Origin of the sequence: Curtobacterium sp. MCBD17_021, from assembly GCF_003234525.1 — a bacterium.
Lineage (GTDB): Bacteria > Actinomycetota > Actinomycetes > Actinomycetales > Microbacteriaceae > Curtobacterium.
This window is the reverse complement of the sequence record NZ_QKTS01000007.1, coordinates 72935-93753: the sequence shown is the minus strand read 5'-3', so window position 1 is coordinate 93753 and position 20819 is coordinate 72935. Positions and strand designations below refer to the sequence as shown.

General features: G+C 71.7%; 15 protein-coding genes. 10 read left to right on the top strand and 5 right to left on the bottom strand.

Going from position 1 to position 20819, the window contains the following annotated elements; all coding sequences use genetic code 11:
* Nucleotides 1–12: 12 nt before the first annotated feature.
* The 7 genes from DEI83_RS08415 to DEI83_RS08385 all read left to right on the top strand — a co-directional run bounded on the left by DEI83_RS08415 (nt 13) and on the right by DEI83_RS08385 (nt 10548).
* Complete coding sequence (locus DEI83_RS08415; protein ID WP_111081494.1) at nt 13–1554, top strand: MFS transporter; 1542 nt, start codon at nt 13–15, stop codon at nt 1552–1554.
* Nucleotides 1555–1742: 188 nt separating this feature from the next.
* Nucleotides 1743–2594 carry a sulfurtransferase gene (locus tag DEI83_RS08410; protein WP_146243273.1) on the top strand — a complete coding sequence of 284 codons (852 nt, stop codon included), beginning with the start codon at nt 1743–1745 and terminating at the stop codon, nt 2592–2594.
* A 54-nt stretch (nt 2595–2648) separates the two neighbouring features.
* Nucleotides 2649–3716, top strand: a complete 1068-nt coding sequence (locus DEI83_RS08405) for an NAD(P)-dependent oxidoreductase (RefSeq protein ID WP_146243272.1) — start codon at nt 2649–2651, stop codon at nt 3714–3716.
* Between the two features lie 3 nt (nt 3717–3719).
* Nucleotides 3720–4259, top strand: coding sequence for an AAA family ATPase (locus DEI83_RS08400; RefSeq protein ID WP_111081488.1), 540 nt, complete (start codon nt 3720–3722; stop codon nt 4257–4259).
* An 87-nt stretch (nt 4260–4346) separates the two neighbouring features.
* Nucleotides 4347–6191, top strand: a complete 1845-nt coding sequence (locus DEI83_RS08395; RefSeq protein WP_111081486.1) for a thioredoxin domain-containing protein — start codon at nt 4347–4349, stop codon at nt 6189–6191.
* Between the two features lie 29 nt (nt 6192–6220).
* Nucleotides 6221–10123, top strand: coding sequence for an ATP-dependent RNA helicase HrpA (hrpA, locus tag DEI83_RS08390; protein WP_375334656.1), 3903 nt, complete (start codon nt 6221–6223; stop codon nt 10121–10123).
* A gap of 41 nt (nt 10124–10164) precedes the next feature.
* Nucleotides 10165–10548 (top strand): VOC family protein, encoded by a 384-nt coding sequence (locus DEI83_RS08385; RefSeq protein ID WP_111081576.1) that lies wholly within the window; start codon nt 10165–10167, stop codon nt 10546–10548.
* A gap of 10 nt (nt 10549–10558) precedes the next feature.
* Here the strand turns inward: DEI83_RS08385 and DEI83_RS08380 are convergent, their stop codons facing one another.
* The 5 genes from DEI83_RS08380 to DEI83_RS08360 form a co-directional block, all read right to left on the bottom strand.
* The gene (locus DEI83_RS08380) at nt 10559–11143 is read right to left on the bottom strand and encodes a YbaK/EbsC family protein (protein WP_111081484.1); all 585 of its coding nucleotides are present in this window, start codon (nt 11141–11143) and stop codon (nt 10559–10561) included.
* A gap of 174 nt (nt 11144–11317) precedes the next feature.
* A complete protein-coding gene (locus tag DEI83_RS08375) occupies nt 11318–13789 on the bottom strand; it encodes a beta-glucosidase (protein ID WP_111081482.1) in 2472 nt (823 codons plus the stop codon).
* Complete coding sequence (locus tag DEI83_RS08370; protein WP_111081480.1) at nt 13786–14667, bottom strand: carbohydrate ABC transporter permease; 882 nt, start codon at nt 14665–14667, stop codon at nt 13786–13788. Before DEI83_RS08370 ends, DEI83_RS08375 begins: the two co-directional genes overlap by 4 nt.
* A complete protein-coding gene (locus DEI83_RS08365; protein ID WP_111081478.1) occupies nt 14667–15698 on the bottom strand; it encodes a carbohydrate ABC transporter permease in 1032 nt (343 codons plus the stop codon). The genes DEI83_RS08370 and DEI83_RS08365 overlap by 1 nt, the downstream gene beginning before the upstream one ends.
* A gap of 2 nt (nt 15699–15700) precedes the next feature.
* Complete coding sequence (locus DEI83_RS08360; protein WP_111081476.1) at nt 15701–16996, bottom strand: ABC transporter substrate-binding protein; 1296 nt, start codon at nt 16994–16996, stop codon at nt 15701–15703.
* Between the two features lie 200 nt (nt 16997–17196).
* Between DEI83_RS08360 and DEI83_RS08355 the strand changes: the two genes are divergently transcribed.
* From DEI83_RS08355 to DEI83_RS08345, 3 genes are all read left to right on the top strand, one after another.
* Entirely contained in the window at nt 17197–18231 is a 1035-nt protein-coding gene (locus DEI83_RS08355) for a LacI family DNA-binding transcriptional regulator (protein WP_258371123.1), read from the top strand.
* A 192-nt stretch (nt 18232–18423) separates the two neighbouring features.
* The gene (locus tag DEI83_RS08350; protein WP_111081474.1) at nt 18424–19656 is read left to right on the top strand and encodes an endo-1,4-beta-xylanase; all 1233 of its coding nucleotides are present in this window, start codon (nt 18424–18426) and stop codon (nt 19654–19656) included.
* A 116-nt stretch (nt 19657–19772) separates the two neighbouring features.
* A complete protein-coding gene (locus DEI83_RS08345) occupies nt 19773–20780 on the top strand; it encodes a LacI family DNA-binding transcriptional regulator (RefSeq protein WP_111081472.1) in 1008 nt (335 codons plus the stop codon).
* The last annotated feature ends 39 nt before the right edge of the window (nt 20781–20819 follow it).

The following is a 20819-nucleotide window of genomic DNA, read 5'->3' as shown; positions in this document are numbered from 1 at the left end:
AAGGAGACTGTCGTGACGGCAGAACAGACCGCGCCCGCTCCCACAGGGACGACGCCGACGACCGCGGGCACCGCCCCGGCCCGCACCGACCACCGGTGGATCGCCCTCGCGGTCATCGCGCTCGCCCAGCTCATGGTCGTCCTCGACGCCACCATCGTGAACATCGCGCTGCCCTCCGCGCAGCAGGACCTCGGGTTCGCCACCGACCAGCGCCAGTGGATCGTGACCGCGTACTCGCTCGCGTTCGGTTCGCTCCTGCTCCTCGGTGGCCGCCTCGGTGACCTCTTCGGCCGGAAGAACACCTTCATCATCGGCCTGGTCGGGTTCGCCGTGGCCTCCGTGCTCGGCGGGCTCGCCGACTCGTTCGGGCTGCTCGTCGCCGCTCGCGCGCTGCAGGGTGTCTTCGGCGCGCTGCTCGCCCCGTCCGCCCTCGGCATGCTGACCACGACATTCCGCGACCCCAAGGAGCGCGGGCGCGCGTTCGGCATCTTCGGCTCCATCGCCGGTTCGGGCGCGGCCATCGGCCTCCTGCTCGGCGGTGTCCTCACCGAGTACGCCTCGTGGCGCTGGTGCCTCTACGTCAACGTCGTGTTCGCCGTCCTCGGCGTGATCGGCGCGCTCGTGTTCATGGCGAAGCCGCCGAAGGTCGAGCGTCCGCGCATCGACGTCGCGGGCGTCGTCACCATCACCGCGGGCCTGGTCGGCGTCGTCTACGGCTTCTCCAACGCGGAGACCAACGGCTGGGACGCTCCGCTGACGATCGGCATGCTGGCCGGTGGCGTCCTGCTCATCGCGGCGTTCGTCGTCATCGAGACCCGGGTCGCGCACCCGTTGCTCCCGCTCCGCGTGGTCCTCGACCGTGACCGCGGCGGGTCATTCATCGCGATCGGCCTCGTCGCGATCGGCATGTTCGGCATCTTCCTGTTCCTGACCTACTACCTCGAGCAGACCCTCGGGTTCTCGGCCCTGCAGACCGGGCTGGCCTTCCTGCCGATGCCGCTGTCGATCATGCTGTCGGCGACGCAGATCGGCGGTCGACTCCTCCCCCGCGTCGGCCCGAAGGTGCTCATCTTCGCCGGGGCGCTCGTCGCCGCGACCGGGCTCCTGCTGCTCCTGCGCACGGACCTCGACAGCTCCTACGCGGGAACCGTCCTGCCGGCGCTCATCGTCATCGGGCTCGGCATGGGCACGATCTTCTCGTCGGCGATGAACACCGCGACGACCGGGGTCGCCCGCGCCGACGCCGGCGTGGCATCGGCGACGGTCAACACCATGCAGCAGATCGGCGGCTCGATCGGCACGGCGCTCCTCTCCACGATCTTCGCGAACGTGGTGGAGAACAGCCTCTCCGGCATCGCAGCGGCACCGACGGAGCTGCAGCAGGCACAGGCCACGCTCGACGGCTACCACGCGGCCTTCGCCATCTCGGCCGGCGTGCTCCTGCTGGTGGCGATCGCGAGCGGGCTGCTCATCAACCGACAGTCCGTCCGGATCGCCCGCCTGCAGCAGGCCGGGTCCGGCACGACGGGGAGCATCCCGACCGCCGCGCACTGAGCCACGGCGCGGGGTCGCTCCCGCACGGAGGACACCACGGAACGGACACGGCACCGCGCATCTGCGCGGTGCCGTGTCCGTCCCGCGGTTCAGGGCTCCGTCGTTCCGGCGTGCCACATCGCGCAGCAGAAGTCGCCCTGTTGCCGAACCCCTGTCACTCGTCGGACGTCTCGATTACCGTGATCGGCATGGCCCCCGTCCTGACCTCGCCGCTCGTGTCGACGCAGTGGCTCGCCGACCACCTCGGCGCGGACGGCCTCCTGGTGCTCGACGCCTCGGTGCACACGGACGGCATCGGACTGGGCATGTCGTGGCACTCCGCGCGGGACGCCCACGAACGACACGGGCACGTGCCGGGCGCCGTCTACGCCGACCTCATCGACGAGTTCTCCTCGCCGGAGACCGGTCTCCCCTTCACCCGCCCCGGAGTCGACCGGTTCGAGGCCGCAGCCCGCGCGCTCGGGGTGAGCCGGGCCTCCACAGTCGTGGTCTACGACGACGGCATCGGCGAGTGGTCGGCGCGGCTCTGGTGGATCTTCCGCTCCTTCGGCTTCCGGACGGTCGCGGTCCTCGACGGCGGCTTCGCGAAGTGGCGCGACGAGGGCCGACCCGTCCGCGTCGGCGCGCTCTCCCGGGCCCCGCGACGTGTCGGGGACGACGACGCCTTCGTCGCGGGCGAGGAGCTCCCGCTGTGGGCCGACCGGTCCCGCGTGCTCCGCGCCGTGGACGGGTCGGAGCCGGCCGCACTCGTCCTCGCCGCAGACCCGGCCGACCTCGGTGACGACCACCCGCCCCTCGTCCCGGGCACCACGACCATCCGCGTGCGCGACCTCCTCGGTGAGTCGAATGCGTTCCTCCGCCGGTCGGAGCTCGAGCGGGCACTCGCGCCGGTCCTGACGGCCGACGAGGTCGTGACGTACTGCGGCGTCGGGAGCGCATCGTGCGTCGACGCCCTCGCCCTCACGGTGCTCGGCCACGAGAAGGTCCGCGTGTACGACGGGTCGCTGGCCGAGTGGTGGCGGGAGCCGATCGCTTCCTGACCAGAGCGGTCGACGCCGCCGAGCCGGTCCCGACCGGGGGCTAGCGTTGGCGCCATGAGCAGCAGACGCGCGGTGGTCCTCGGCGGGACCGGTGGCATCGGGTCCCAGGTCGCCCGCGAACTCCTCGACGTGTCCGGTCGGGGCGGTGATGACTGGTCCGTCGAGATCGTCTCGCGGCAGGGCGGTCCCGTCGCTGACGAGCTCGTCGCATCCGGCGCGCTCGCCCGCCCCGGGGACCGACGGGACACCGCGCTGCTGCGCGACCTGCTGCGGCCGGGCGCCGACCTGCTCGTCGACACCGTCGGCGTGACCCGTGACGATGCGCTGCAACTCGCGCCGTTCCTCGACGACGTCGGGTCGACCGTGTTCGTGTCGTCGAAGGCCGTCTACGTCGACGAACAGGGGCGGCACGCCAACTCGGTCGACAAGCCCGTGTTCGGCGGCGCGGTCACGGAACTCCAGCCGACGGTCGCGCCGGGCGACGGCGACCCGACCTCCCGCGACGGGTACGCCGCAGCGAAGGTCGCGGCCGAGCAGGTGCTGCTGGACCACGGCGCACCGGTGACCGTCCTCCGCCCGTCCAAGGTGTACGGCGTCGGCATCGGGCGGCCGCGCGAGTGGTTCGTGGTGCGACGGGTCCTCGACGCACGTGAGCGGATCCTGCTCGCCGACGAGGGGCGCAGTGTCGACCACACGACGGCCGCGTCCGGCATCGGCTCGCTCGTCCGGCTGGTCGCGGACGCCCCGGACCGCCGGATCCTCAACGTCGCGGACGACACCGCGCCCACTGCGCTCGAGATCGTCCGCACGGTCGCCGGACACCTCGGGCACACGTTCGACGAGGTCCTGCTCGGCGTGGACGCACCGGCGTTCGTCGGGCTCACGCCGTGGTCCACCCCGTCGCCGTCCGTGCTCGACACGACCGCGGCCCGGGCGCTCGGGTGGGTTCCGCCGCGGTTCGCGGACGCGGTCTGGTCGGAGGTCGACTGGTTGGTCGAGACCGCCCACCGGACCCCTGCGGACGGCGACGTCCCGTGGGGTGCCGACCCGTTCTGGGACCGGATGTTCGACTACGGGCCGGAGGACGCGGCGCTCGTGCTGCTGTCGTTGGGTCTCGGCTGAGCAGTGGACGAGCAGCTACCGCGTCCCGAGGTGCTCTTCGTCGGCGGCCGGTCCGGCGTCGGCAAGTCGACCGTGGCAGCAGCCCTCCACGACCTGCTCGCCGCAGCCGAGGTCCGGCACGTGGTCATCGAGGGGGACTTCCTCGACCTCGCCTGGCCGGCACCACACCTCGAGCACCCGGAGGCCCGGCTCGCTGAACGGAACCTCGCCGCCGTCTGGGCCAACGCCCGCGCACTCGGACACCACCGCCTGGTCCTCACCAACACCGTCTCGGTCCTCGAGGCGCCCCGCCTGGCGGCTGCGGTCGGCGACGACGCCCTCGTCACCGCCGTCCTGCTCCGCGCCACGGACGACGTGGTCCGGGACAGGCTCGGCCGTCGTGCTGGCGGCTCCGCCCGGGCGGCTGACGTCCGGCACAGCGCCACGACGGCCCGGATGCTCGACACGGCCGCTCCGATCCACGTCGAGCGGGTGGACACCAGCGGATCGACGCCGGCCGAGACCGCCCGTCGACTCGGGCTGCTCACCGGCTGGCTCAGCTGACGTGCGGTCGCCTGGGGACAGCCGAGCGCCCTCCACAGGACCGCCTGGAGGCCCGCCCACACAGGCCGTGCGGGGCACGCTGGGTGCATGAACGACAACCGGCTCGGGACCGCCGTCAGCCCCTACCTCCGCCAGCACGCCGCCAACCCGGTGGACTGGCGCGAGTGGGGAGCCGCGGCATTCGCAGAGGCGCGTGAGCGTGACGTGCCCGTCCTCGTGTCGATCGGCTACGCCACCTGCCACTGGTGCCACGTGATGGCGCGCGAGAGCTTCTCGGACCCCGAGGTCGGCGAGCTGCTGCGGCAGGACTTCGTCGCGGTGAAGGTCGACCGTGAAGAGCGCCCCGACGTCGATGCCAGTGCGATGGCCGCGGCGAGCGCCTTCACCGAACAGCTCGGCTGGCCGTTGACGGTGTTCATGACGCCGGACGCGCAGGTGTTCTACGCCGGCACCTACTACCCGCCGCAGCCGGTCGGGCAGCATCCCTCCTTCCGCCAGGTCACGTCCGCGGTGCTCGACGCGTGGCGGAACCGCCGGGACGAGGTCGACGCGAACGCGACTGCCATCGCGCGGGCGATCCGGCAGGGCGCAGAGGCGGACGCGGCCACCGCGCAGGCGGGGCTCCCCCACCAGGCCGGGTCGAGCCTCCCGTCCGTCGACGCGATCCGTGGTGTGGTGAGCGACCTCGAGCGGGCCGAGGACACCGAGTACGGCGGCTTCGGCGGAGCGCCGAAGTTCCCGAACGCCCCGCTGCTGGAGTTCCTCGGAGACGCCGCCGCCGACGGGGTCGACGCGGCCGGCGGTCTCCTCGACCGCGCGCTCGGGGCCATCGCCGGGTCGGAGCTGACCGACGCGGACGGCGGCGTCTTCCGGTACGCCACCCGTCGTGACTGGTCCGTCCCGCACTACGAGCGGATGCTCTACGACAACGCCGGCTTGCTCGCGGTCGCCGACCCGGTCCGCGCCCGCGGCATCGCTGACTTCCTGCGCGACACGCTCCGGCGGGCGGACGGCTCCTTCGTCGCGGCCCAGGACAGCGAGTCGACCATCGACGGGCGCCGGGTCGAGGGCGAGTGGTACCGCCTGCCGCTCGACGAACGCACGCGACTCGAGGCACCGCCGCTCGACGACCAGGTCCTGACCGGGTGGAACGGCCTGGCGATCCGCGGGCTGGTGCTCGCGGGCGCGCGGGCTGGAGACGACGAGATGATCGGCCTCGCTCGTGCCGCTGCCGACGCGGTCATCGCAGCACACCTCCGGGACGGACACGTCGCCGTCCGCTCGAGCTCGGGTGGCGGGACCTCGACGGCTGCGCCGACGCTGGAGGACCTCGGGCTGTTCGCCGAGGGGCTCCTCGAACTCGCCCTCGGGACGGGCGAGCTGCGGTACGCCGTGATCGCCCGGACGCTGGTCGACGACGGGCTGTCCGGTGCACTCGAGGTCGACCCCGTCCTCGCGGCCGCGGGAACGGCGACCGGCGAGCAGCCGCAGACGGCGCTCCGGTCCGGAACGGTCGCCCTGGCGAGTGCAGCCGCACTCCTCGCCGCCCTGACCGGGGACGACGACGGGCGATCGGCCGCGGAACGACTCGTCGCCGAACGCGCACGGACGGGAGTGGACCGTCCGCTCGGGCACGCCGACGCCCTCGGACTCGCGCTCGCCCTGCAGCGCCCCTCGCGAGAGGTCGTCCTCGTCGCCGACGACCGCGTGGTCCCCGACGTGGCTGCGATGCTGCACGCGGTGCGCTCCGCCCGGCGGCCCGGCACGATCACCGCGGTGCTCACCCGGGCGCAAGCGGCGGCGTGGGCGGACGCCGGTTTCTCGCTGTTCGAGGGCCGGGACACGCAGGACGGGGTGACGTACGTCTGCCACGACCGCGTGTGTGCACTGCCCGCCCGGGACGCCGACGAGCTCGCCGCGCAGCTCGGCTGATGGAGGACGCGCCCGGGCGGTATCCTGGAATGCTCATGTCGAACCTGCCCGTCATCACGTACCCGCCGGAACTGCCGGTCTCGCAGCGGCGCGACGACATCGCCGCCGCCATCCGCGACCACCAGGTCGTCATCGTGGCTGGTGCCACCGGGTCGGGCAAGACGACGCAGCTCCCCAAGATCTGCCTGGAACTCGGGCGCGAGAGCATCGGCCACACGCAGCCCCGGCGGATCGCCGCGCGCACGATCGCCGAGCGGGTCGCGGACGAGCTCGGCGGAGAACTGGGCGACCTCGTCGGCTACCAGGTGCGCTTCACCGACAAGGTCAGCGCGAACACCCGGATCAAGCTGATGACGGACGGCATCCTGCTGAACGAGATCCACTTCGACCGGGACCTCAGGCGGTACGACACGATCATCATCGACGAGGCGCACGAGCGGTCCCTCACGATCGACTTCCTGCTCGGGTACCTCAAGCGGCTACTCCCCCGTCGACCGGACCTCAAGGTCATCATCACGAGTGCCACGATCGACCCCGAGTCGTTCTCGCAGCACTTCGGTGGTGCGCCGATCGTCGAGGTGTCCGGGCGCACCTACCCGGTGGAGATCCGGTACCGACCGCTCGTCGCCGACGAGGACGCCGCGGGTGACGAGGACGAGGACGAGTTCGACGAGCGTCCGGCCGGCACCCGTCCGGCGACGTCGAAGGGCAGTGCCCCGGGTCGCACCGGGAGCGCGACGGGCAGCGACGACCGGGACCCCATGCAGGGCATCACGGACGCGCTCGACGAGCTCGCCCGTGAGGACCCGGGCGACGTCCTCGTGTTCCTGTCCGGCGAGAACGAGATCCGTGACGCCCAGGACGCCATCGAGGGCAAGCGGTACCCGGGCACCGAGGTCCTGCCGTTGTACGGCCGGCTGTCCGCAGCCGATCAGCACCGCGTCTTCCAGCGCTCGACGACACCGGGTGTCCGACGTCGCGTGGTGCTCGCGACCAACGTCGCCGAGACGTCCCTGACGGTCCCGGGCATCAAGTACGTCATCGACACCGGGACGGCCCGCATCTCGCGGTACTCCCCCCGTGCGAAGGTGCAGCGCCTCCCGATCGAGGCGATCTCGCAGGCGTCCGCGAACCAGCGCTCCGGTCGCGCCGGCCGGACCAGTGCGGGCATCGCGATCCGGCTGTACTCCGAGGACGACTTCGACCGCCGACCGGAGTACACCGACCCCGAGATCCTCCGCACGAACCTGGCCGCCGTCATCCTGCAGATGATCTCGCTCGGGTTCGGCGACATCGAGTCCTTCCCGTTCCTGCAGCCGCCGGACTCGCGCGGTGTCAAGGACGGGCTCGACCTGCTCCGCGAACTGCGGGCCGTCGACACCGCCGGTGCCATCACGAAGACCGGCAAGCAGCTGACGCGCCTGCCGATCGACCCCCGGCTCGGCCGGATGGTGCTCGAGGCGAGCCGGCAGGGCGTGGGTCGTGAGGTCATCGCGATCGTGTCGGCCCTGAGCATCCAGGACCCGCGGGAGCGCCCGCTCGAGAAGCGCGCACAGGCAGACCAGCTGCACGCTCGGTTCGCCGACCCCACGAGTGACTTCCTGACCCTGCTCGGTCTCTGGAACCACCTCGAGGAGAAGCAGGAAGAGCTGTCCTCCAGCGCGTTCCGACGGATGTGCAAGGCCGAGTTCCTCAACCACCTGCGGATCCGCGAGTGGCAGGACCTGTACCGGCAGCTCTCCCGGGCAGCGAAGCAGGTCGGGATCCACGTCGGCAAGGAACGCAAGGACGACCCGGACTCAGTCCACCGTGCCCTGCTCGCCGGGCTCCTCAGCCAGATCGGCCTGCGCGACCGCGAGAAGCGTGACTACCTCGGCTCGCGGAACACCCGCTTCGTGGTGTTCCCGGGCAGCGTGCTGGCCAAGAAGCAGCCGGACGCCGTGATGGCCGCCGAGCTCGTCGAGACGAGCCGCCTCTTCGCCAGGACCGTCGCGCGCATCGACCCCGCCTGGGTGGAACCCCTGGCCGGTGACCTCCTCAAGCGCACCTACGGCGAACCCCACTGGGAGAAGAAGCAGGGCGCGGTCGTCGCCTACGAGCGGGTGACCCTGTTCGGCGTCCCGATCGTGCAGCGCCGGCGCGTGCAGTACAACCGGATCGACCCGGTGCATTCCCGCGAGCTGTTCATCCGGCACGCCCTGGTCGAGGGCGAGTGGGACTCGCAGCAGGCCTTCGACCGCGCGAACCGGAAGCTCCGCCGCGAACTCGAACAACTCGAGGAGCGCACCCGGCGTCGGGACATCCTGCTCGACGACGAGACGGTCGTCGAGTTCTACGACGCCCGGATCCCGGCGGAGATCGCGACGACGCGCGACTTCGAGGGGTGGTGGCGGCGCACCCGCCGCGACCAGCCGGACCTCCTCACCATGCGTCGTGAGGACCTGCTCGACGAATCCGCGGCATCGGCGGCGGAGGACGACGCCGAGTACCCGACCCAATGGCAGAGCGGTGACCAGCGCCTCGCGGTCCGGTACCGGTTCGAGCCCGGCGCCGAGGACGACGGCGTGAGCGTCCAGGTGCCGCTCGCCGTCCTGCCCCGGATGCGGGAGGAGGGCTTCGACTGGCAGGTCCGCGGGCTCCGCAAGGAACTCGTCACCGCGCTCATCAAGGCGCTTCCCAAGCAGATCCGCAAGAACGTCGTGCCGGCCGCCGACTGGGCCGAGAAGATCGTCATCGAACTGCCCGACGACGCTCCGACGACCCCGACCGAGAGCTTCCGCGCGACCCTGGCGAAGACGATCCAGCGGCTCGTGCACGTGCCCGTGTCGGAGTCCGACTTCGACATGTCGCGGGTGCCCGCGCACCTGTTGCCGACGTACGCGGTCGTCGACGAACGCGGTCGCCGGGTCGAAGCCGGCAAGGACCTGGCCGCCCTGCAGACCAAGCTGAAGGACCGCACGCAGCAGAGCGTCGCCGCCGCCACGCAGCGGCAGGGCCGACCGGGAGGCTCGTCCCGCGTCGCCGACGCCGGTTCCGGTCGCCGCATCGAACGGTCGGGCCTGACCGGCTGGCCGGACGAGGACCTGCCCGAGGTGCTCGACACGAAACAGGCCGGTGGTGTCATCCGCGCCTACCCCGCGCTCGTCGAGGAGGGCTCCGGGCCGAAGGCCACCGTCGGGGTGCAGCTCCTCGCGACACCCGGTGACCGCGCCGTCCAGATGCCCGCGGGGGTCCGCCGCCTCGTCATGCTCGCGGTGCCCTCACCCGTGTCGTACATCCAGCAGCACCTCACCGCGCAGGAGAAGCTCGCCCTCGCCGCGAGTCCCTACCCGTCCACGTCGGCGCTGTTCGACGACGTCCTGGCTGCCGTGGTGGACGCCGGGATCCGCCGCACCCACCCGGACGGTCTCGTCTTCACCCGGGCAGCGTTCGAGCAGGTCCGGGATGCGGTGTCCGCGACGGTCGTCGACACGATGTTCACCGCCGTGTCCGAGGTCGCGGCCGTCCTCACCGCGCAGCGCAACGCGGAACGAGCACTGAAACAGGCGACGAACATGGCGCTGCTGCCGGCCCTGTCGGACATGCGCCAGCAGATGGAACGGCTGGCGTTCGCCGGGTTCGTCTCGGTCGCCGGACTCGACCGACTCCGGCGCATCCGGGTGTACCTGCAGGGCATCGAAGCCCGCGTGACGAAGCTGCTGCAGAACCCGGGCCGGGACGCCTCGTGGATGCGCGAGGTCACCGGCGCGACCGACCGCTACGTCGAGGCCGGCGGCGCGTTCCCGCCGGCCGTCGGGTCGCACCCGGAGCTCGTGCACGCCCGGTGGATGCTGGAGGAGTTCCGCCTCAGCCTCTTCGCGCAGGAGCTCGGTACCGCCGAGACGGTCTCACTGCAGCGGATCACCAAGGCGCTCACCGCGGCGTCGCGCTGACCGGAGCACGGCTCCTGCCCGCGAGGACTACGGTGACCGCCATGATCGGCGCACTCGACGTCGTCGTCCTCGACTGCCCGGACCCCGCCGCCCTCGCCCACTTCACCGCCGAGCTGCTCGGCGGTGTCGTCGAGGGGGCAGGAACGGTCGGTCCCGACGACGAATGGGTGGAGGTCACCCTGCCGTTCGCCGGGCACCGCCCCCTGCTCGCCTTCCAACGGGTCGACGGCTACCGACCGCCGGTGTGGCCCGGGCAGGACGTCCCACAGCAGATCCACCTGGATGTGAAGGTCGACGACCTCGACACGGGTGAGCGCGCCGTGCTGCCGATCGGCGCCGCGGCGACCGGCGAGGGGACGGACACGTTCCGCGTCTACCTCGACCCGGCCGGGCACCCGTTCTGCCTGGTCCGACCGCAGGACTGACCGCGAGCCGTCAGCCGACCTGCTCGGAGTCCGTACCGGTGTCGGCGTCGGCGGCGGCGGGGTCGACCGCGAGGCCCTCGATGACCTCGACGCGGGGCAACGCGGCGAGCACCGCACCCGGCAGGAACAGCTTCGCCCCGCGGACGCCCGCCCCGATGACCACCTCGGGCGCCTCGAGCACCCGCGAGTCGACGTACACCGGCCAGTCGGTGGGCAGCCCGATCGGGGTGATCCCGCCGTACTCCATGCCGGTCCGCTCCACGGCGTCCGCCATCGGCGCGAAGCTGACCTTCCGGGCGCCGAGCAAGCCCTTGACGGTGCGGTTCACGTCCAGCTTGGTGGAGGCGAGCACGACGCAGGCCGCGTACGTCACGGTGTCGCCCCGCTTGCCCGCGACGACGATGCAGTTCGCGCCGCCTGCGACCGGGAAGCCGTACGCCTCGGAGAATGCTGCGGTGTCTGCGAGCTCCGGGTCGATCGGCGCGGCCTCGATGCGCTGGAGCACCTCGAACGGCAGGGCGACCAGGGCCTCCGCGACCGGGATCGCGATCGAGCCGGTGGCGAGCAGGACGGGCATGCGGTTCAACGTCGGCATCGCTCCACCCTAGGGAACGACCACGAGGACTGACTCAGCCCTCGTCCGCGGTCACGGTTCCGTGCACGGCGCGGCCCGTCGGACCGGACGGGCGGGAGGCCCGTGACCAGCTGGTCACGGGCCTCCCGTCCGACGGCGCCGCGCTCCCGCGGCGGTTCTCCGGCTGGTTCCCCGTCAGCCGACGACCTCCCACGTGACGAGTCGCGCGTCGCGGGTGGTCACCTCGTGCACCGGCCCCTCGACCGCGACGACCGCGCGCGGCGTGGCGGTCCCGGGCAGGACCCGCACCGCGGTCGCCCGCTCGTTGACGATGACCCCACCGGTGGCGGCGTCCGCGTCCGCCGCGGAGGCCGACGCCGAGGCGTGCGACCCGACCCACACCTCCACGTCACCGGGCTCGACGATCCGGACCATGCGCCGGTCGCTGAACGCCAGACGCGTGGTGGGCACGGTGAAGGCGAGCCGGACTGTCTCCCCCGCGTCGAGTTCCACGCGCGCGTAGCCGAGCAGCTGCACGACGGGGCGGGTGACCGAGCCGTGCACGTCGCGCCCGAACAGCTGCACGACGTGACCACCCGCGACCTCGCTGGTGTTCGTGACGGTGACGCTCGTGGTGAAGGCCGCACCGGCCCGGACCGAACCGTCGACGACCAGGTCCGAGTACGCGAAGGACGCGTAGGACAGCCCGAAGCCGAACGGCCGGACCGGCGTGGAGTCGGTCGCGGTGACGTCCGACGGCCCACCGAGCACCGGGTGCAGGTACGAGTACGGCTGCGCCCCCGCGGACCGCGGCAGCGAGATCGGCAGGCGACCCGAGGGGTTGACCTGCCCGGTGACGACGTCGGCGATCGCGAGTCCGCCGCCCTCGCCCGGGAAGAACGCCTGCAGCACGGCGGCGGGCCGGGGCTGGTCCCCGTCGAGCGCCCAGCTGATGGCGTACGGCCGGCCGGTGAGGAGCACCAGGACGACCGGCGTGCCGGTGGCGACCACGGCCTCCACGAGGTCGCGCTGCACCCCGGGCAGGTCGAGCGACTCGGAGTCGTTCCCCTCACCCACCGTTCCGCGGCCGAACAGGCCGGCCTGGTCGCCGACGACGACGACGGCGAGCTCGGCGTCGGCAGCGGCGGAGACGGCAGCGGTGATGCCGGTCCGGTCCTCCCCCTCGACCGTGCAGCCCTCGACGAGACGGACCGATGCGCCGGCGAACGCGTCGGTCAGTGCCTCGGCGACCGTCGGGATCGAGAACCCGAGCGGGAGTCCGGGGTGCGCGGCCAGGACGTGGTTCGCGAACGAGTAGCAGCCCTGCAGCGCCTCGGCGCGGTCGGCGTTCGGACCGATGACCGCGACGGATCCGGGGGTCTGCCGGACCGGCAGCACACCGTCGTTGCTGAGCAGCACGACCGACTCCTCGGCCAGACGCCGCGCGAGTGCCTGGTGCCGGGGCGAGTCGAGGTCGACGCCGGTCGGCGGCTCGTCCTCGTACACGTCGGGGTCGAGCAGGCCCAGCGCCTCCTTCTGCGCGAGCGCACGGAGGACGGCTCGGTCGACGAACGCCTCGTCGAGCTCACCCGACCGCACCCGCTCCACCAGGGGCGCGAGGTACGCGTCGCCGGTGGGCAACTCGACGTCGATGCCGGCCTCGAGTGCGAGGGCGGCCGCCTCACCGCGGTCGGCGGCGACGGCGTGCATGACCTCGAGGAACGCGATCGCGAAGTAGTCCGCGACGACGGTGCCGTCGAAGCCGAGCTGCTCGCGGAGCACACCGGTGAGGTACTCGGGACTGGCCGCCATCGGCACGCCGTCGGTCTCGGTGTACGAGTTCATGACGGAGCGGGCGTGGCCGTCGAGCAGTGCCATCTCGAACGGCGGCAGGAACACGTCGCGGATCTCCCGCGGTCCGGCGGAGACCGGTCCGTGGTTGCGTCCGCCGCGCGACGACGAGTAGCCGAGGAAGTGCTTCAGCGTCGCGTGCACACCGGCGTCTTGCAGACCCCGCACGTACGCGGTGCCGATGGTGCCGACCAGGTACGGGTCCTCGCCGATGCATTCGTCGACCCGACCCCAGCGGGGGTCACGGATGACGTCGAGCACCGGGGCGAGTCCCTGGTGGATGCCGAGTTCGCGCATGGAGTCGCCGATCACACGGCCGACCTGCTCGACGAGCTCGGGGTCGAACGCTGCACCCCATGCGAGCGGGGTCGGGAAGGTCGCGGCCTTCCACGCGGCGAGCCCGGTGAGGCACTCCTCGTGCACCAGCGCGGGGATGCCGAGGCGCGTCTCCCGTTTGAGGCGCCGCTGCTCCTGCCAGAGCCAGGCGGCCCGCTCCTCGGCGTCGACGGGACGGGTCCCGTAGACGCGGGTGTAGTGCCCGATACCCTCGCGGGTGACCTCCGGCAGGGTCGCCTGGGCGTCCTGCGCGGCGGCCATCTCACCCTGCATCGGTGCGACGACGCCGTTCTGGTCGAGCCAGTAGCCGACGATCTGCGCCGCCTTCTCCTCGAGGGTCATCCGGTCGAGCAGGTCGCGGACGCGGTCGCTCACCTCGGGCACGGCCGGGAGGCCCGGAGCCGCGTCCGCCAGGTCGGTCCTGGCGGTACCGACGGCGCGGTCCCCCGCAGTGTGCCGGGGTTGGTTCGTGATCGTCATCCCTTGACCGCCCCGGTGAGACCGCCGACGATCCGGCGCTGGAAGATGGTGAAGAACACGAGCGCGGGGATCATCGACATCGAGGTGAAGGCGAGCACCTTGGCCGTGTCGACCGAGTACTGCGACGAGAACGCCTGCACGCCGAGCGGCAGGGTGTAGCTGCCCTCGTTGTTGAGGATGAACAGCGGCAGGATGTAGCTGTTCCAGCTCGCGATGAACGCCAGGATCCCGACGGTGACGACACCGGGCAGGGACAGCGGCACGATCATCCGGAAGAAGAACCCGAGGCGGCTGGCCCCGTCGATCGACGCGGCTTCCTCGAGCTCGTCCGGGATCGCCCGGAGGAACGGCACCAGGATGATGACCGTCGTCGGCAGCGCGAAGGCGATCTGCGGCAGGATCACGCCGGCCAGGCTGTTCGTGAGACCGAGGTCCTTGATCAGCAGGTACAGCGGGGTGATGGCGACGGTGATCGGGAACATCAGGCCGGCGGCGAACAGGGCGTAGAGCACACCTCGTCCGGCGAACCGGTAGCGGGCGAGCACGTAGCTCACCATGAGGCCGAGCACGACGACACCGGCGGTGGTGGCGACGGCGCTGATGGTCGAGTTGCCGAGCTCACGCCAGAAGATCGAGCTGCTCAGCACCGAGCCGTAGTTGCCGAGTTCGAACGGGGCGGGGAGTCCCGCGGGGCTCGTGGTGATCTGCGAGTTCGTCCGGAACCCGCCCAGCACGATGTACAGCACCGGGGCGAGGTTGGCGGCGACGAACAGGATCGCCACGACGTAGGTGAGCGGGTTGGCGCGACCGATGGCCGCACTCGACCGGCGCTCCCGCGTCGCCCGCCGCCCGGGGGCGACGATGCTCGTGGTGGCCATCAGTTCTTCCTCTCGGTGAGCGCACCCGCGGTGTCCCGGCGGAGCACGAAGTGCTGGTAGACGAGCGCGACGGCCAGGGAGATGACGAACATCACCACGGCGACCGCACTGCCGAAGCCGTAGTTCCCGGAGTTCCGCCCGTTGCCGACCATGTAGGTCGCCATCGTCGAGGTGCCCGCGGTGGAGGCGATGTACTGCCCCCAGATGATGTAGACGAGGTCGAACAGCTGGAGCGAGCCGATGATCGACAGGAACGCCCAGATGCGGATCGTCGGGCCGAGCAGCGGCAGCGTGATGCGCCGCTGGATCTGCCAGTAGCCGGCGCCGTCGATCGCGGCGGCCTCGAAGAGCTCCTCGGGGATGCTCTGCAGGCCGGCGAGGAACAGGATCACCGCGAAGCCGATGTACTTCCACGAGATGATCACGAGCAGCGTCCAGATGGCGATGTCCGGGTTGGACAGCCAGTCCGCCCGCAGGCCGCCGAGTCCGATCGACTGGAGCATGTCGTTCACGGCGCCGTTGGACTGGAGCAGCAAGCTCCACCCGGTGCCGACGATGACCTCGGAGATGACGTACGGCACGAAGACGAGCACGCGGACGAGCCCGCGGCCGTGCATCTTCTGGTTGAGCAGCAGCGCGAGCACGATGGCGATCGGGCCCTGCAGGACCAGGGACAGCACGACGATGAACCCGTTGTGCATGAGGACCGAGTGGAAGGCCTGGTCCTGGAAGATGATGAGGTAGTTCTGCAGCCCGACGAAGTCGGTGGGCGGGCCGTAGCCCTGCCACTTGAAGAACCCGTAGTACGCCGCCATGGCGACGGGCAGGATGACGAAGGTCACGAAGACGATCACGGCGGGTCCGGCGAGGACGGCGATCTCCGCGCGCTGCCGCCAGTCCGCGAGCCGCTTGGCGGGCCGACGCCCGGCGGGGCGCGGTGCGCTGGACGCACCGCTCCCCGCCGGCGTGGACCCCGCGGCGCGGTCCGACCCGGTGGCCGGGGTCGTGCCGAGCGAGGTGTTGAGGGTCATGGTCAGCCCTTGGCCGCAGCCTGGTTGGTGGTGGTGACGATGTCCTCGGCGTCGCCCTTGCCGGCGAGGACGTCCACGACGCTGGTGTTCAGCGCGTTGCCGACGTTCTGGCCGTACAGGGTGTCGAGGTACTGCGAGACGAACGGGGCTTCCTTGTAGGCGGCGAGGGCCGACTGCAGGTAGGGCTCCGCCACGACGGACTGTGCGTCCTGGTTGACGGGGATCGCCTGGAAGGCCTTGTAGTAGCCCTCCTGGTTGTCCTTCTCGACGATGAAGTTGAGGAAGTCGGTGCACGCCTTCTTCGGGGCCTGCGCGGTGCAGGAGTAGCCGTCGACTCCACCCATCATCGACTTCGGGTCACCCTTGCCGCCCTCGACGGCCGGGAACGGGAACCAGCCGAGGTCGGGCAGCGGCTTGGCGTCCGGGGTGAGCGAGGAGATCACGCCCGGGTCCCACGCGCCCATGAGTTCCATGGCGGCCTTGTGGTTCGCGAGGAGACCGGCGGAGCTGCCGGCGCCCTGCTGGGCCGCGGTGGTCAGGAAGCCCTTGTTGAACGGCTTGGTGTCGTTGAAGGCCTCGAGCTGCTCGCCGGCCTCAAGCCAGCACTTGTTGTCGAACTCGAGCGACTCGGCGGCACCGGTGAGGGTCTTCTCGCTGCAGGCGCGGAGGGCGAAGTTGTAGTACCAGTGCGCGGCGGGCCAGGCGTCCTTCGCACCGACGGCGACGGGGTCGACACCGGAGGCCTTGAGCTTGGCGATGTCCTCGTTGAGCTCGTCCATCGTGGTGGGCGTGCCCTCGATGCCGGCCTTGTCGAAGAGGTCCTGGCTGTACCAGATGCCCTCGGGCAGCACGGCGACGGGCATCGCGTACGTGCCGTCCTCCGCGTCGTAGCCCGAGAAGGTCCCGGCGCTGATCGACTTCTTCGCGTCGGCGCTGATCGAGTCCTTGATGTCGAGCAGCTGCCCGGCGTTGATCATCGCGTTGAGCTTGCCGCCACCGCGCTGCAGGAACACGTCGGGGCCGTCGCCGGAGTTGAGCGCGGTCTGGAGCTTGCCGTCCAGGTCCTCGTTCTGGATCGCCTGGATCTTGATCGTCACGTTCGGGTTGTCCGCCTCGAACGCCTTGACGGTGTCCTCCCAGTAGGCCTTGCCGGGGCCGGTGGTGGAGTTGTGCCAGAAGGTCATCGTGACCTTGCCGTCGCCCTCGTCGGCGGCGCCGCCGCTCGAGCAGCCCGTGGCGAGCAGTGCGGTGCCGGCTGCGATGGCGATGGCCGCCGCGAACCTGTTCTTCCTCGTCATTGTGGAGTCCCTCGGTAGTCGTCGTTGACATGCGACCGCGAGGCCGCATGGAGAGCATGCACGGCGCTCCGACACCCTGTCAATCGATTTCGATAACGATTTCTGTCCGGTGCGCGGTCCGGACGGCAGGTGGCGCGCTCCACGCCACGGTTCCGGTCGTGGCGCGCGGATCGGCGCCCGCGGACGAGTACGGTGTCGACGTGGATGCCATCGCCCGTCCTGCTCCCCCGACGGGGCGGACCACCATCAGCGATGTCGCGCGGGCCGCCGGCGTCTCGGTGCCGACCGTCTCGAAGGTCATCAACGGCCGCGACGGTGTCGCCGCCGCGACCTCACAGCGTGTCCTCGCCGTGATCGAGTCCCTCGGGTACGAGAGTTCCCTCGTCGCCCGGAGTCTCCGCCGCAGCCGCACCGACGTGATCGGCATCCTGGTCACCGAGTTCGAGCCGTTCTCCACCGAGCTCCTCAAGGGCATCTCCTCGGCCGCCGACGGCACCGGGTACGAGCTGCTCGCCTACGCCGGACTCGTCAGCGGGGAGGCCCGACCCGGCTGGGAGCGTCGCTCACTGTCCCGACTCGCCGGCACCCTGATCGACGGCGCCATCGTCGTCACGCCCACGACGCTCATGGCGAGCACCCCGATCCCCGTCGTCTCGATCGACCCGCACACCGGTCCCGAGGGCCATGCGGCCATCGACTCGGACAACATCGGTGGAGCTCGGGCGGCCACCGAGCACCTCATCGGGCTCGGGCACCGCCGGATCGCGCACATCCGTGGCCGCGCCGACCTGGCCTCGGCCGAACTCCGCGAGATCGGGTACCGCCAGTCCCTCGAGACCGCGGGCATCCCCTTCGACCCCGACCTCGTGCGCGTCGGCGACTACCAGTCCGCTGCCACCGCCGAGGTCGCCGGCGAACTGCTCTCCCGCCACGACCGGCCGACCGCGGTCTTCGCGGCGAACGACAGCTCGGCGATCGGGGTGCTGCAGGTCGCCGGGGAGCTCGGCCTCCGCGTACCGCAGGACCTGTCCGTGGTCGGGTTCGACGACGTGCCGCAGGCCGCGAACGCCACTCCCCCGCTGACCACCGTCGCCCAGCCGCTGCACGACCTCGGCGCCGAGGCGCTCCGGATGCTGCTCGAACTCCTCGGTGGCCGCGACGTCCCCGCGCACGTGCAGCTGCCGGCGTCGCTCGTGGTGCGAGGGAGCACCGCGCCGCCGCCGCCCGGCTCCTGAGGGGGCGGGCACGACACCGCCATGCTCACGAGACGCCGCCACATCCGGCGGCGTCTCGGCCACTCGGCGGCGTCACCGACAGACGGGGGCGTCTCGCCGGCGCGGCCCGGAGGCGGACGCCCTCACCCGCCCCTCGCGTCCGGCGCCGTGACCTGATAAGTTCCCGCTCACAACAAATACGGGAGGCCGTCGATGGAGACGCACCAGGACACCGCACACCGGACCGGCGAGGCAGTCGTCACCGTCACCGACACCGCCGGCACCCCGCTCGCGGGCATCCACGTCGTCGTCGAGCAGCGCCGACACGCGTTCGGCTTCGGCAACATCGGCTTCGACTTCGTCGGGCTGGCGAACGGCGATCCGGACGTCGGCACCCCGGAGCTCGCGGACCTCTGGCTCGACGTGTTCAACACCGCGACGCTGCCGTTCTACTGGGGCCGCTTCGAGCCGGAGCGCGGCCGGCCGGACACCGAGCGGCTGCAGCGCACCGCCGGCTGGTTCCGTGACCGCGGCGTCGCCACGAAGGGCCACCCGCTCGTCTGGCACACCGTGCAACCCGACTGGCTGCTGGGCCTCGACCTCGACGAGATCGAGCGCCTGCAGCGGGAGCGGATCCGGCGCGAGGTCCGCGACTTCACCGGGCTCGTCGACACCTGGGACGCGATCAACGAGGTCGTGATCATGCCGCACTTCGTGAACGGGGACAACGCGATCACACCCCTCGCCCTGGCCCGCGGGCGCCTCGCGATGATCCGGATGGCCGTCGAGGAGGCCCGTGTCACGAACCCGGCCGTCACCCTGCTCCTCAACGACTTCGACCTGTCGGACGCGTACGAGTGCCTGATCGAAGGGGTCCTGGAGGCAGGCATCGGCATCGACGCCATCGGCCTGCAGACCCACATGCACCAGGGCTACTGGGGCGAGGACACCATGCTCGCGATGGTCGACCGCTTCGCCCGGTACGGGGTGCCGCTGCACCTGACCGAGACCTCGCTGGTGTCAGGCGACGTCATGCCCGCGCACATCGTCGACCTCAACGACCACCAGGTGGACTCGTGGCCGTCGACGCCGGAGGGCGAGGCACGCCAGGCGGACGAACTCGAGCGGCACTACCGGAGCCTGGTCGGGCACCCCGCCGTCGAGGCGATCACCTACTGGGGCATCACCGACGAGGGCGCCTGGCTGAACGCACCGATCGGGCTCGTCCGGGCCGACGGTACGCCGAAGCCGTCCTACGACGCCCTCCGCCGGCTGGTGAAGGACGAGTGGTGGACCGGCCCGACGACGCTCGTCACGGACGAGGCCGGGCGGGCCTCGTTCCGCGGGTTCCGGGGCGAGTACGCGGTCCGCGTCGGCGACGCGGAGACCGCGCTGACGATCGACCGCGAGGGGCCGTCCGAGGTGCGGGTCACCCGGGCGGAGTGACTGCGGACTCCGGGCGCGTGTCGGATCAGGACGCGCCCGGAGCCCGGTGCCGGGTCGCTCCCCGACCTGGCGCCGACGGTGAGCGGGACACACCACCGGCGCGCTACGGTGCTTCCATGCGTGCGACCGTGCGGGACGTGGCCGCCCTCGCCGGGGTCTCGCCGAAGACCGTCTCCAACGTCGTCAACGGCGGCGTCGTCGTGCGCCCCGAGACCCGCGCACGGGTCGAGGCCGCGGTGGCCGAGCTGGCCTACGTGCCGAACCTGTCCGCGCGCGGCCTGCGGAACGGCCGGACCGGCGCCATCGCCCTGACGCTGCCGGAACTCGCGAGCGCGTACTCGGCAGACCTCGCCCGCTGGTTCGTCGAACTCGCGCACGACCGCGGGCTCGTCGTGCAGCTCGAGCAGACCGCCGAGGACCCGGAGCGTGAACGCGAGCTGGTGTCGCGGGCCCGCGCGCACCTGGTGGACGGGCTCGTGCTCAACCCGGTGTCGCTCAGCGCGAGCACCCTCGCGACCACCGAGGGCCTGCCGCCGACGGTCGTCATCGGCGAGGTCGAGCCGGAGCACGTCGACCAGGTGCACGTCGACAGCCGGGCCGCGGCGCGGGAGGTCACGGCGATGCTCCTCGACCGCGGGCACCGCCGCATCGCGATCGTCGGAGCCGAGCGTGGCGACGTCGTCACCGCCACCGCACAGCTGCGCCAGCTCGGGCACGAGGAGGCACTCGCCACGCAGGGACTGACCGTCGACCCCGCGCTCCGGGTGCCGCTCCCCGAGTGGACGACCGCCGCGGCCGCGCACGCCTTCGCCGGATGGCTGGACCGGAACCCGCTGCCGGACGCGGTGTTCGCGTTCACGGACTCGATCGCGTTCGGCGTGCTGCACGTCCTCGCGGCCCGGGGCGTCCGGGTGCCGGACGCCGTGAGCGTCGTCGGGTTCGACGACGTCGACCAGGCGGCGTTCGCGATCCCCGCGCTGACGACGGTGTCGTTCGACCGGCGGGCCTTCGCGGTGTCCGCGCTCGACCTGTTGGAGCGTCGGATCGCCCACCGGCTGGCACCGGTGCGGACCGTCGTCGTGCCACACCGGATCGTCGAGCGCGCGAGCGTCGCGGCACGCTAGTCGGCGGCGTCGCCCCCCTCGGCGCCCCGGTCTGACGAC

Coding starts and splice junctions, on each gene's coding strand:
- DEI83_RS08365 (WP_111081478.1), bottom strand. CDS start 15,698: ATGACCCTCAACACCTCGCTCGGCACGACCCCGGCCACCGGGTCGGAC.
- DEI83_RS08385 (WP_111081576.1), top strand. CDS start 10,165: ATGATCGGCGCACTCGACGTCGTCGTCCTCGACTGCCCGGACCCCGCC.
- DEI83_RS08360 (WP_111081476.1), bottom strand. CDS start 16,996: ATGACGAGGAAGAACAGGTTCGCGGCGGCCATCGCCATCGCAGCCGGC.
- DEI83_RS08345 (WP_111081472.1), top strand. CDS start 19,773: ATGCGTGCGACCGTGCGGGACGTGGCCGCCCTCGCCGGGGTCTCGCCG.
- DEI83_RS08375 (WP_111081482.1), bottom strand. CDS start 13,789: ATGACGATCACGAACCAACCCCGGCACACTGCGGGGGACCGCGCCGTC.
- DEI83_RS08410 (WP_146243273.1), top strand. CDS start 1,743: ATGGCCCCCGTCCTGACCTCGCCGCTCGTGTCGACGCAGTGGCTCGCC.
- DEI83_RS08405 (WP_146243272.1), top strand. CDS start 2,649: ATGAGCAGCAGACGCGCGGTGGTCCTCGGCGGGACCGGTGGCATCGGG.
- hrpA (WP_375334656.1), top strand. CDS start 6,221: ATGCTCATGTCGAACCTGCCCGTCATCACGTACCCGCCGGAACTGCCG.
- DEI83_RS08380 (WP_111081484.1), bottom strand. CDS start 11,143: ATGCCGACGTTGAACCGCATGCCCGTCCTGCTCGCCACCGGCTCGATC.
- DEI83_RS08350 (WP_111081474.1), top strand. CDS start 18,424: ATGGAGACGCACCAGGACACCGCACACCGGACCGGCGAGGCAGTCGTC.
- DEI83_RS08370 (WP_111081480.1), bottom strand. CDS start 14,667: ATGGCCACCACGAGCATCGTCGCCCCCGGGCGGCGGGCGACGCGGGAG.
- DEI83_RS08395 (WP_111081486.1), top strand. CDS start 4,347: ATGAACGACAACCGGCTCGGGACCGCCGTCAGCCCCTACCTCCGCCAG.